Raw genomic sequence first — 12,025 nt, forward strand, 5'->3', positions numbered from 1 at the left:
CTACGTCTCCGTCTCCGTCTTCGTCGGGGTTGTGGTGACTTCCTCTGGCTCACCAACTAGCGACTTTTTGCACCCATCAGTATTGTTATATTTGATGGTCTGAGAAACTGTAACTGTATCACTCCAAAGGAAGTTAACTGCCAGACGGTGGTTGATCTCAGCTATCTCGCCAGCTTCATCAGCTCTTGCACATATTCCTGGGCCATCCTTGAGGAGAAAATCAAATTTAACGGCAGCAGATTCACCGGGCTCCACTGGTACAAAGCGCTCACTTCTCGTTTCACCATCTAGAAGCGTCTGAGATGCTGCGTCTGTGCGTTTCCCCACGTTTCGCACAACCACCGCCAAGCTACCATCGACGAAGTCTGGATGTTCAGCCCCAGGGATAACCTCCTCAAACTCAAACGTGGTGCCAAGTTCGAGTGGGAGTTTAGTCTCAACGTCGTCACCACGGAGATAGAGCGTGTGCTGGCCCCGAGGCAGCGGTTCATTCGAGTCCTCTCCCTCTGTTAGCGAAAGGCGTGTCCGGGTTTCACCGGGGCTGAAATAGTCGCTGACGAACTCCCGACCGGACTCTGTGATGATGCTGACCGATGACGGCTCGATCTCATCGGTCACAGCCACTTCCAGAGCCAACTGGCGGCCGTTCTCGACAATCTCAATCGACGTCTCTTCGATGTAGTCGGACTGGTCTTCTGGCGGGCCGGCGCTTCCGTCACCTCCGTCACTGCTATCAGACAGCCCGCTGCAGCCTGCAAGCGCGCCAAGACCCCCGCTAAGGAGTCCAAGCACTGTTCTGCGGTCGATACTGCTATTTCGTGGTATATCTTGCTTTGTCATGGATTATACCAACCAACAAATTTGCCTCTCGTCCAGACGTCGTAGCCATACAGCGCCAGCACAGCCGGCAACACCGTCAGGAGCGTCACTACAGCGAGGTCGATGAACTCCGCAAGGTCTGGGAGGTTCACTTCGTAGGCGACCCGCTCTTGGGTGTCTCGTACCGGGACAGCACGCCCTTGCTCCCACCAGATCTGAGCCGGGCGGTACGTGACTATCGCCGAGGAGACTTCGCCCTGGTCGACGGTGACCGTAATCGAATCATCGCCAGACAGTGACCGTTCGACCCGGGACTGTCCCGTTGCGACGGTAACGTTCCCCGCCGCAATCGGGAAGCCAGCCGTCGGTTCGACCCGGACCAGCAGGTCCGTCGAGTTGTCGGTCGAGTTGACGACCTCAGAGGTGATGTTGACCTCGCGGAGTAGCGTCGGGTTCGTCGAGTCCGCTGGCTGTTCGACGCTGTTCCCACGGACGAGTCCGTTGATTTCGAAGTTCTCCGTCCGGAGTTGTTCCGCACTCCGAATGGTGAACCGGTCCGCCGTCGTGAACGTCTCCGAACGGTTGATCCGAATCTCCGGCGGGAGCGTCGTCCTGTTGGTCGCGTTCGCCGTCGTGTTCACAGTCGCATTCGCCGGATACACTGCTTCCAGAGAGGGCACGAACCGCCAGCCGTCGGAACTCTCGTTTTGGACACGGTTGACCGTGACTGCCGGGCCTTCCGTGGTTCGGACAGCGTGGGTTTCGAGCGGTCGTACTGGCGTCGTCGTGTTCTCCGACCAGTTCGCCCAGCCGGGCGGTGAGCGGGTGTAGAACCGCCACTTGCTCTGGACTTCGTATCCGCCATCGAACTGGACGCTCTGCCAGCTGCCGGGGATTACGGTCCCGATGCGATAGTCGTCGGTCGTGGCCCCTCTGCCGTTGGGGACGACGCCGGGCTCGACGACCAACTCCCGCTCGGAGAGGTTTTCCACCTGGACTGTCCGTGAGTCCGTGACCGTCAGTTCGTACTCGTCAATCTCGTCATCGCCAATCTCCGAGATATTCGTCGAGATCGTCGTGACCAACTGGAGTTCCGTGGTCCCGTTGATCTTTGTGTAGTTGAGCGCGGGCTGGGCGGCAGTGCTGTTGTCCATTGCAGTGCCGTTGGCATACAGCGTCGTGTTCGTCGACGTATTCAGGACGCGGAAGTCTTCCTCGAAGAACTCCGAGATGTACACCCGATAGTCGTGAATGGCACGCACGGTCCCGTTCGGACGGACCAGACGCTCCGTACCCGACTTTTCGTGGACGACCGTCGACGGCTCGATGCTGAAAAACGCGACGTAGGCGTCACGAATCCAGAGTCCAGAGCGAGTGTCCGTGACGTTTACTGGATACGAGGCGTTCTCGATGCCAGTCCGGAACGAGTCGTGTTCGGGCCGGTTCCACAGTGTTGTGTTTGAGGGCTCGCGAGAAACCATATCTCCCGTGCATGAGGGGAGGACGGCCAGCGTGCCGTTCTCAGCCTCAGCCCGGTCAGCCCGTGTGAGGTTCGGATGATCGGGGTCGCCAGACCACAGCGCACGGAAGAACGTGTGGTTGTGGTTGTAGGACCGGTTCGGAGGCACAACGCCTGCTGTCGCGTTGTCCCCGACAGAGGCATTGGCCGGCGGGTTCGAGGCATTCTCGTAGCACGAGACTTTCGCGCTGAGGTTCTGCCTTGCTCCGAGTTCGACGGACCTGTTCACCTCTGTCTGGTTCGCCGCTGGTCCTTGGTCGGCAGACTCGTTGCCCTCGGTTCCGTTGGCTATTGTCCTGTTGCCTGCTGTCTCGTTGCCTGCTGGGTCTTGGACGCTGGAGTCGTTGTTGTCAGTGCGATTCGTCTGTGTTCTCTCCCTACTGGAGCCATTCGGCGCGGTGGCGTTCTGTTGGAGTATCCCCACGCCACCGTGACTCGCGTCGGTGTAGGAGTGTGCCGTCCCCCGCTCAATCTGGGCTGGGTTGCTGCCAGTGGCCGCCGGCCCCGCAGCTGCGGCTGTCGAGAGCAGCGAGCAAAGGGCCGCGATCATCAGCAGTGAGCGGAGTGATGGCATCGTATCTTCAGAATGGCGTCACGCAGTCAGAGAAGCCGAAACCGACGTTGTCCCCGAACTTCGTGATGAGTTCTGGAGCCACGATTGCCAGCACGACGACACCGAGGCCGACCAGCGAGAGGATAAGGTCCCGGCGAGCCTCGTTTTGCTGGTTCGGGTTGCCAGAGGCCCGCATGTACGACAGGCCACTGCGACCGACGAACACCATCGTCGCTGGCAGGCCAAGACCAGCCAGTGCGCCAAAGACGACGTCAACGCCGTCCTCGACAGCAGTGTCACAGTAGATGTTCCCGACGTCGGTCTGGCCCATCGCCGAGCCAGCAAACAGCGTGAGGATCAACAGCAGTTGGGTCGCCTGTCGCACGCCGGGCGTGAGCCAGGCGTCAGCGAATCGCCGCTTCGCGTGAGTGTAGAGTGTTGGTTGTGTGGTCGATGCGTCCGATGCGTTGGTTTGAGTTGACATAGATGCCTCTGATTTTTCGGTCTTGCTTGCCCGCCGATTCCCCACCGGTAATCCGCTACCGTTTTTGTGTTAACTTTCTTACACAGTTGGTGAATCCTGTTCTGAATTCGCCAGCACGTATTGACAGTGGGACTATCAAAAAACTTGTGAACAAGATGAAGGGTTCTAGATTGTGATAGGTAGTCTTACTCGGCAATGCCTTAATTTTCGAACCGCATGAATCCTAATGCTAAGTGGAATACGTATTAGTACATCAACTAGTAGTCTTGTTAACTATTCGTTCAGCCTCAGAAATCCCAGATACTATGTCAGATATTACGGTAATTAAAGAGCTAATATTGACGGTGTCTGCTGGTGGTATATTTAACATAATTGGGTCAGCCAAAGATGACTGCAGTGAAGCTATAGAATCGGATCAATAGAACAGTCATTAGGTTAGTTTCATAGAAAGACAAAAGCGGGGCAGTAAACGAGCCAGATTGAAATCAGGGCTTTGGGTCGTCCATATCGTGGACCACTCCCATGTCGTCAATGTCGCCGCACACACCCCCATGTCGTCAACTCTGGGCGCCGGTAAACGATACCACAAGAGGAGTAAAACCGAGGAACTGGACCATAGTGAGTACGAAACCAAATCGGACGCGGAAGTGGCTGAAAGCCTCGGTCTGGCGCATCTCCCCGAAGCAGACCAGTCGGACAAGGAGCCAATTCCAGAGCTCGTTGACCGACGCACTGGTGAGGGCCTCGCCGGCTACGAGAAGCGTGTGGGTGAAGAAGCCGACCACACCCGGTTGGCCAATGAGACACGAGCCATCGTGGAATCCAGCGAGACGACCACGGCGGAGGCGTCCACGGAGGAACCCACCTTCGAGACTACCAAGTACACCGCAGCGTGGGTCACGGACAACAGCCGTCCCGACGAGGTTGACGAGCGGCAGGATGAGCTTCCGGACAACGTCCCGCCGAAAGCCACAGTCACGATCAAGGAGATCAACGACAACCGCTACTATTACTGGCAGTGGCGGGAAGACGATAAGGTAATCTCCAAATATAAAGGGCCAGTCAACCCGGACGAATAAGACGACAACTGTTGTTATTTCGTCGGATCACACCCCCCGTGTGCGAAGTGAATTCGCCGACGGAGTCGAGGTAGGGCTCCCCGTGTGCGATATGATTTTGGTCGCTTTCCGCGTGGACCCCGTGTGAGAGATGAATTGACTGATGAGTCTAGAGGAGACACCCCGTGTGCGAAATGAAATCTTGCGTACTGTTGTCAGACATACTTAGTCATTCTAATAATACGCTCACCGAGGCCACCCCCTGTGTGCGAAACGAATTTGATGCCGCCGTCGGCGTCTCTTCGTGTTAGTTCCCTTCGAAGAAATCGTCTATCTGCGCGTTGACAACAGATTTGACAAGATCTTCCTCGTGTTCAGCACCCTCAAGTCGGAAGTCAGTCTGGAGTGTCTCGGCGACCACTTCCGGATCGTCGACAAATGTGTACTCCTTGTGGACACCACTGCCGTAGCCGCGCCCACGTTTCTCAGACGTGACGAAATTATAGGTTTCAGCCTCATTCATATATCGCAAATAGGAGTCGCGCGATTTTTCAGCAGCATCTAGAATGTCGGTGAGATACTGGTACACTCGGAAGGCAACCGTACTGGGGACGGCATTCAAATTTCGCTGCGAGTAAACAGGAACAATCGCGGTGGCGTAAAGTGAGAGTTTCTTCTGCGTTGATAATCCCTGCATCTGCGTTAGCGTTCGGTCCCGTTCGGCCTCTTTCTGAGCATCGCGAACATGCGCTTCACGGACCGTATCTTCTTCAGCTCGGTCGGCGATTTCACCCGCCTTTCGGAACAGATCGATTGCTTTCCGTGCGTCACCGTGATCCTGAGCAGCAAATGCGGCACTGATCGGAATAATTCCGTCCTCAAGGACGTTGTCTTGGTACGCGTCGCGACGGCGTTCGAGAATCGCCTGCAGTTGGTTCGCATCGTAGTCGGGAAAGACGACGTCCTGCGGATTGAACGAACTCTCTGCCCGGCCGTCGAGATCCTCCATGAACCGGGGGTCATTCGTAAGCGCAGCAACGGATACGTGCCCCTCGATGCGACCAAGCTGGGAGGCTCGCGACAGTTGGTAGAGCAGTTTCGAATACGCCGGCTCATCGTTCGGATCACGTTGCCGACCCACTAGGAGGTCGACCTCGTCGAGAATGATGATAACTGAGTCGAAGTTGTTGCTCAAAATCTCGTAGAATCGATCAAGCTTCTGGTCAGTCGAAATCCCACTCTCTGGGACGCCGACGTCGACGCCAGCTTCTTCAGCCGCGTTCTTCACAAGTCGATAGACAGCCCGATCGTGGGATTTGATCGTCTGGCAGTTGATTTTGATGACACCGAACCGATCTCCTTGCGAGGTCGCGAGTTCGAGAACCTGCTGACAGACCGCATTGATGATGAGTGACTTGCCGGTTCCCGACGGCCCATAGAGGAGCATATTGGGTGGTCGATTCCCCTGTAGTGCCGGTCGTAGGTAGGTGATAATGTCGTCCAGTTGGTCATCGCGACCGACAATCCGGTCCTCATCGATGACGGCATCCGGGTCGAGAAGTCCCTTATCTCGAAAGACAGAGTTCTGAACGCCCTCCTGAAGACGGCCTTTAATAGATTGTGAGAGGGATTTTTGATCGTCGCCGTCAGGCATGTTTGCGCAGTTAGGGCGAAACTATAAATAAATATTGATACCGTGTGCGAGGTTAAATCATCCGAATTCAAGAGGTAGAGTGCATTTAGGCGAGGGTAGTAGATGAGATTGGGTAACCGCGGGCGAAATCAATTGGTCGTAGTCACCCCCCGTGTGCGATATGAAATCCCGAATAATTCATCAAACAGCTGTTGATGTCAAGGCGAGTCAAAAGAACTCGGCGGAGGCACCCCCCGTGTGCAAGATGAAATATCAGACGTAGTCTCGGGCCGGATAGTACCAAGAATATCTCTCGGCTATCCTGAGTGAGATGGGATCTCGTCACTAAGCTACCCCCACACCCCGTGTGCGATATGAATTTAGCGAGAGGGGGAACGGGGATGAATCATCTGAGGAACTTGGTATTCGCCCGGAGAACCCACGAGAAGACACAGGACCGGCAAAGACCGTCAACCCACGAAAAAGCAAAGGAACAATTGAGAGTTGTTATGTCACGAGATATACTATTCCATTTCGACCGACTCTAGTACCAGTACGGATCTAGTTGACAGGGTAGCTATGTAAAGATTTCCATAAGATGTAGTCAGCTTAATATTACTGTCTTTGAGATTTCTTTTCCATGAAATCGCGGATTTCTGGTGTTTCGTTGTCTATCTCTTCGACCACCCCCTCCCACTCTCCTCCCGATTTCATATCGCACACGGGGTGTGGGGGTTCGACCTCGTGAGCCTCAAAATAACCAACAACCCACTCCGAACCACTCCGTGCTGGTTAAAGACGTAGACGCCGACGAGATTTCGTCGCGAGTCAACAACTCCGGCAACGACGATCCCCATGTCATTGAGCTGCTGGACCACGAGCAATCGGCCTTGGTGAGTTCAGTTCGGGATAGCTGTCGTGGTTCCTCGTCGCTACTCCATCCGTAAGCAACTGCCGATCAACGAACGATCATTACGGCTTAAATAGCGTCCTCGGCTCCAGGGAGGTTGTATCATCTTCTCTGAAGTGAAGAATATTATGGACATGGCCGATAGGATTGTGTTACTCGGTTTTACGGAGTTGGCTATCGACCTCGTAGAGCCAGCCACGGTCAAGAAGCCGATCGATCACGTATACTGCATCAGTGTGCTCCTCGATATGCTCAGACTCAGCCAGAAGGAACTCATGTGCTTCACTCTTGGGGAGTTCGTCAGTGCCTGAGGCGTACGCCCTCTCCAGTGTCTGGTAGGCACTTTGGATCCAGTCTGGGAATGGGGGTTGACCTGTGTGTTTCATGGGCATAGTCAGTCAACTATATACTGTAATTGAGAGCCTGCAACTTTATTCCCCGGAGGGTTGGATAGGTAACTCTACTTTTGGGACTGAGACACTCTAAGTGTAAGATCTTGATTACAGGGATAATCATGATTAAATCCCTTTGGCAGGCTCTGTTCTCTTGGTTCCGGGAGCGAATTAATATCGTACGGGCCCTGATTCAAATCCGGGAGGCGGCATACCCTTCTCGGTTTAGATGCCCAAACGACAACCCCCCATAGTCGGGGGTCTATCAGGGGGTGGTCGGCGTGACCGATTCGGACCCCGACAGCGAGGGCACCTCTCCCGACACGAACTCCGGGGACGAGAGCCTCGAAACCACTGTTCAAGCGCTGGAGGCGCGGCTCAGCGCCCTCTCGAAGCAAATCTCTGGGCTCCGTGAGGAGCTTCACGACGAGCGCGAGGAACGTGAAGAGCTAGAGGACGAGCTGGCAGCGCGTGACGAGCGTATCGACGAACTGGAGGCGGAAGTTGCGCGCCTCGATGCGCGCACCGACATTCTGGAAGTCGTCGAGAACGCTGACAAGATGTCTGGTAAGCAGCGCGCGGTCACGCTGGTCCAGCACCTACACCGAGCGGCGAAAGCGCGTGAACGGCGTGACGAGCCGCCTGCAGCGACCGTCGACCGGGACGAGGCCGAGGAAGCGCTTCACTACCCGAACATTGACCGGACGACGATCTACCGGGATATGGAGCGCGCGGCCCGGTTGATCGATGGCGATGCGCTCCAGTACACGAACGGAGAGCTACGGCTCGATCTTGACGCCGGGAGTCTCCCCCGCAAGTACACGGCTGACCAGGAAGGCGAGAATCTGTGAAGTCCTCACAACAGATGCGATGGGGGAAGCCCCCTCCGGATTGGTCCACTCTGAGCAAAACCGTCTGAACCCTTAGAGTTTGCAGGGTAGGACGGTTGTGTAAACAACTGTCGATTAGCTGTTAGTACGCTCGCAAACCGCTCGCACCGCTCGCAGTCAAGACGAATCAACAGCCGCCGCGGCTGTTGTGAAGACTTCACAGAAATCAATGATGCCCCAAAATCACGAACTCACCGAAGAACTGATACAATTCTTCCGGGACTACTACTCGGAAGAGATCGCACAGCTCGAACAACGCTACCCCCGAGAACAGAAATCACTTCACGTCGACTACGACGACCTGTACCGGTTCGATCCGGGTATTGCCGACGACGTGCGGAACCACCCGAAGGAACTGCAGGAACATTTGGAGGAAGCACTCCGTCTGTACGACTTGCCGATAGCAGTCGAACTCAACGACGCTCACGTACGCATCTACAATCTCCCGGAGATGCACGTCTTCGACCCCTCCGGTGTGTCTCGCCACGAGAACATCGGGCAGTTACTCGACATCCGCGGACAGGTCCAGAAGGTGTCCGACGTGAAGCCACGGCTCACTGGAGCCGTGTGGGAGTGCCAACGATGTGGGACTCTGAACGAGATTCCACAGCACGGAGAGAGTCTAGAGGAGCCGCACGAGTGCCAGGGGTGCGAGCGACAGGGTCCTTTCTCGCTCGATGCGAGCGCCAGTAGCTGGATCGACCACCAGTACGCCCGTATCCAGCAGCCGCCCGAGAAAACGAACGGCGGAGAAGCCCAAAGCGTCGACGCGCACCTTGAAGACGACCTGATCGAAGGCTTCGATGCCGGTGACAGGGTGGTTCTGACCGGGATTCTCGACATCGAAGAGCCCGGAGCCGACCAGGGACTCGACTTCGACACGAATCTCGATGCTCGTTCTGTGGTTAAGGAGGAAAGCGACTACGACGATGTCGACGTCGACGAGCATCTAGATGATATCGAAGCCATCGCCAACGGTGACCGCGGTGACCCGTACCAGCTACTCGTCGACTCAATCAACCCGAAGCACCGGGGCGACGAACACGTCAAGCTGGCCGTGGCGCTGCAGCTCTTCGGCGGCTGGGCACACGAATATCCGGACGGCAGCCGCGACCGCGGCGACTGGCACATGCTCCTCCTCGGTGATCCCGGCTGTGGGAAGTCCACGTTCCTCCGCTACGTCGACCAGATAGCACCACGGTCGACCTACGCCTCAGGGAAGGGAGCAACCGCGGCAGGCATGACTGCAGCGGCTGTCTCGGACGACTTCGGAGATACTGAGTGGGGACTGGAAGCAGGGGCGCTAGTGTTGGCCGACGGTGGAATCGCCTGCGTCGACGAGATAGACAAGATGCAGTCCGACGCGGTGTCCTCGATGCACGACGCCCTGGAGAGCCAGCAGGTCCACGTCAACAAGGCCGGGATCAACGCCACGCTGAACGCTCGCACCTCGCTGCTGGCGGCAGGGAATCCGAAGAATGGCCGCTTCGAGCGCTACCGTCCGAAGGGAGAGCAGATCAATATGGGACCGACGCTCCTCTCTCGATTTGATTTGATGTTCATGGTGTCCGACGAACCCGATCGGGAGGACGATGCGGATGTCGTTGAGCACATGGTCCAGAGCCGCCAGGCTGCAGGCCGTCACACACGGGGCGAGGAGCTGAGTGAGACGGAACAGCAGCGGGTCGAGCCCGCGATAGACCGGTCAGTGATGCGGGCCTACGTCGCTCATGCCAAGCAGACTTGTCGTCCAATCATTGAGGATGACGAAGTAGCGGAACGACTGAAGCAGTTCTTCGTTGAGTTCCGAGCTGGTGCAGGGGAGCAAGACGACGCGTCACCGATTCCCGTTACTTTCCGCAAGGTCGAGGCGATACAGCGGCTTGCCGAGTCGAGTGCGCGGGTTCGGCTTTCGGACACGGTAGAGATTGAGGACGTAGAACGGGCAATTAAGCTCGTGACGAAATCGATGAAGCAGGTCGGCTATGATCCAGAGAGTGGTGAGTTCGATGCAGACATTATCGAGACAGGAGAATCAAAGAGTCAGCGAGAGCGACGCGAAACGATTCTTACTGTGGTAGAAGAGTTAGATGGTGCGACAGCGAGAGAGGTTGCTGAGAGGGTGGAATTCGAGCAAACTGTACTGAAGCACGGGATTAAGAAGTTGAAAGAGGCAGGGAGAATCTATTCTATGGACGACGAGCTTAGAAGAGCATAGCAGTCATGGAAACTCTATGATCATAGGATTGTTTGTTGACATATTTCTTAGAGTAAACTCAGGATGAACTGAATCAATAGTCCGAGAGAGGATTAAAAGAAAAGTAATAATAAGCAATATTCTAATCAGCATAATAAGTTTGCTCCAAGCAGGTGGAACTGTTGGACTCGGTTTAGGACCTCTATATTTACTGTATCTTATACTACCGGGACTATCATTTGTCAAGCTAATGGTCATCATATACCAATCACCAGATATTTTATCCCGATATGATCGCATTGGTTACGCGCTGGCTGGAAGTGTCGCTTCAGGGATAGTATTGTTACTTATTGTGAAGTATTGCATGACAGACTATTATCCAATTAGTGGCAATAATCTTGGAAGTCTATCACTTCTAGCGATTTTATCTGGTGTAGTTATTCAAACCGGTATTGCTGGTTTCTTAGGTATCGCTTTTGGAAGTATCCGCCTCCGTGTGTCTGATCAGAAGAGAAATTTCAATGACAGACAACAGCCTTGGGATTACGCTGCCGGCGAGATTCGGGAGGAAGAAGTCCTGGTACGGACAAAAACGAATGGTTGTGTTCAAGGCATCGTAGCCCGATACGGCCAAGGGAAACAAGCAGGCGACATAGTAATCTCACCCGTAGGACCAAGGAATCGAGAAGAATTAGAAGTCGGGGATTCCGATGAAACCGATGCGCTGTACGTCCGACAGAGTTCGATCTCTGAGATTCATTTTGTTGACGATGAGCAGGAAGACGAGTATCAGTCCTTGTTGTCCGAAGGAGATATTGAATTAGAGGATGTCGAGGAAGAAAGTGATAACGAAGACCCCGATTGACGTATGAATAGCTCTGTCTAAGATAGTCCAGAGACAGTCTACAACTTACTGTTCACTGTGTAGTCTGGGAATTTGTTATAGACATATTCTAACAGTCGAGAGATAGGCATTGAGTCAAATTGAGAAATAACTCTTTGTACTACGGACCCTATCTCCCCGTCGGACACATCGCTAGTTTCGCTTAAATACTGCTCGCCCTGGTCAGTGAGCGTGTAAGTGTACTTTTTTCCTTTCGGTAGTCGAGTCACTTGCTCTTCGATGAGCCCGTCCTCTTCCATGTGATCAAGCTCATGTAGTATGTCGGCAGAGAACGGACCGTAATCGTAAGGCTCGAAATTGAATACTTCACTGTCAGACTGGTCCCACAGCTGCTGGACTAAGAAGACTAATTTCTGGAGTCGGGTCCTCCCCTCAATTTTGTGCTGCTCAGACTCTTCGAATAGCATGAGCAGCAGTTCGCGTTGTGAGGGCATAGATCAGACTCCTCTCTAGTCATATATGAATCTTGAGTCTTCAAACGTCTTTTGGTTACTATTAGACCGGTTATCAAGGCTGTTTATAGATATGCAAAGGTACAAAACGAGGCGTGCTTGGGACCGCTCTGACAGACCAGGTACATACCGGATCTTGACTAAGATTGTCTGTCGGCGGTACGGCAAAGTTGTTGAAGAAGAGAGTCAGCACGCAACAAATTCGGTAATAGCG

The 12,025-nt window shown here is 54.6% G+C and carries 10 protein-coding genes; 5 read left to right on the forward strand and 5 right to left on the reverse strand.

Annotated elements, in window-relative coordinates; all coding sequences use genetic code 11:
• From SG26_RS19630 to SG26_RS19640, 3 genes are read right to left on the reverse strand one after another with little or no spacing between them, the layout of a single operon-like run.
• The gene (locus SG26_RS19630) at positions 1–840 is read right to left on the reverse strand and encodes a hypothetical protein (RefSeq protein ID WP_050038612.1); all 840 of its coding nucleotides are present in this window, start codon (positions 838–840) and stop codon (positions 1–3) included.
• Positions 837–2,912 (reverse strand): hypothetical protein, encoded by a 2,076-nt coding sequence (locus SG26_RS19635; protein WP_050038613.1) that lies wholly within the window; start codon positions 2,910–2,912, stop codon positions 837–839. The genes SG26_RS19630 and SG26_RS19635 overlap by 4 nt, the downstream gene beginning before the upstream one ends.
• 7 nt (positions 2,913–2,919) lie before the next feature.
• Positions 2,920–3,375, reverse strand: a complete 456-nt coding sequence (locus SG26_RS19640; RefSeq protein ID WP_050038638.1) for a pilin — start codon at positions 3,373–3,375, stop codon at positions 2,920–2,922.
• A gap of 647 nt (positions 3,376–4,022) precedes the next feature.
• Between SG26_RS19640 and SG26_RS21745 the strand changes: the two genes are divergently transcribed.
• Positions 4,023–4,454 carry a hypothetical protein gene (locus tag SG26_RS21745; protein WP_175055182.1) on the forward strand — a complete coding sequence of 144 codons (432 nt, stop codon included), beginning with the start codon at positions 4,023–4,025 and terminating at the stop codon, positions 4,452–4,454.
• Positions 4,455–4,740: 286 nt separating this feature from the next.
• Here the strand turns inward: SG26_RS21745 and SG26_RS19650 are convergent, their stop codons facing one another.
• Positions 4,741–6,087, reverse strand: a complete 1,347-nt coding sequence (locus tag SG26_RS19650) for an orc1/cdc6 family replication initiation protein (protein WP_050038615.1) — start codon at positions 6,085–6,087, stop codon at positions 4,741–4,743.
• Positions 6,088–7,104: 1,017 nt separating this feature from the next.
• Here SG26_RS19650 and SG26_RS19655 point away from each other — a divergent pair.
• From SG26_RS19655 to SG26_RS21355, 4 genes are all read left to right on the forward strand, one after another.
• Positions 7,105–7,287, forward strand: coding sequence for a hypothetical protein (locus tag SG26_RS19655; RefSeq protein ID WP_050038616.1), 183 nt, complete (start codon positions 7,105–7,107; stop codon positions 7,285–7,287).
• 362 nt (positions 7,288–7,649) lie between these two features.
• Positions 7,650–8,219, forward strand: coding sequence for a hypothetical protein (locus SG26_RS19660; protein ID WP_228841635.1), 570 nt, complete (start codon positions 7,650–7,652; stop codon positions 8,217–8,219).
• A 211-nt stretch (positions 8,220–8,430) separates the two neighbouring features.
• Positions 8,431–10,476: a minichromosome maintenance protein MCM gene (locus SG26_RS19665; RefSeq protein ID WP_050038618.1), complete on the forward strand. Its 2,046-nt coding sequence runs from the start codon at positions 8,431–8,433 to the stop codon at positions 10,474–10,476.
• Positions 10,477–10,615: 139 nt separating this feature from the next.
• On the forward strand, positions 10,616–11,320 hold the full coding sequence (locus SG26_RS21355) for a DUF6338 family protein (RefSeq protein WP_255355563.1): 705 nt from the start codon (positions 10,616–10,618) through the stop codon (positions 11,318–11,320).
• Positions 11,321–11,358: 38 nt separating this feature from the next.
• Here SG26_RS21355 and SG26_RS19675 read toward each other — a convergent pair whose 3' ends face one another.
• Positions 11,359–11,793: a hypothetical protein gene (locus SG26_RS19675; protein WP_050038620.1), complete on the reverse strand. Its 435-nt coding sequence runs from the start codon at positions 11,791–11,793 to the stop codon at positions 11,359–11,361.
• Positions 11,794–12,025: the final 232 nt, after the last annotated feature.

The sequence above is a fragment of the Haloarcula sp. CBA1115 genome, assembly GCF_000827835.1.
GTDB classification, from domain to species: Archaea; Halobacteriota; Halobacteria; order Halobacteriales; family Haloarculaceae; genus Haloarcula; species Haloarcula hispanica.

Bases quoted from the DNA above. Each gene is read 5' to 3' on its own strand.
- SG26_RS19630 (WP_050038612.1), bottom strand. From the start codon at position 840: ATGACAAAGCAAGATATACCACGAAATAGCAGTATCGACCGCAGAACA.
- SG26_RS19635 (WP_050038613.1), bottom strand. From the start codon at position 2,912: ATGCCATCACTCCGCTCACTGCTGATGATCGCGGCCCTTTGCTCGCTG.
- SG26_RS19640 (WP_050038638.1), bottom strand. From the start codon at position 3,375: ATGTCAACTCAAACCAACGCATCGGACGCATCGACCACACAACCAACA.
- SG26_RS19650 (WP_050038615.1), bottom strand. From the start codon at position 6,087: ATGCCTGACGGCGACGATCAAAAATCCCTCTCACAATCTATTAAAGGC.
- SG26_RS19655 (WP_050038616.1), top strand. From the start codon at position 7,105: ATGGACATGGCCGATAGGATTGTGTTACTCGGTTTTACGGAGTTGGCT.
- SG26_RS19665 (WP_050038618.1), top strand. From the start codon at position 8,431: ATGCCCCAAAATCACGAACTCACCGAAGAACTGATACAATTCTTCCGG.
- SG26_RS19675 (WP_050038620.1), bottom strand. From the start codon at position 11,793: ATGCCCTCACAACGCGAACTGCTGCTCATGCTATTCGAAGAGTCTGAG.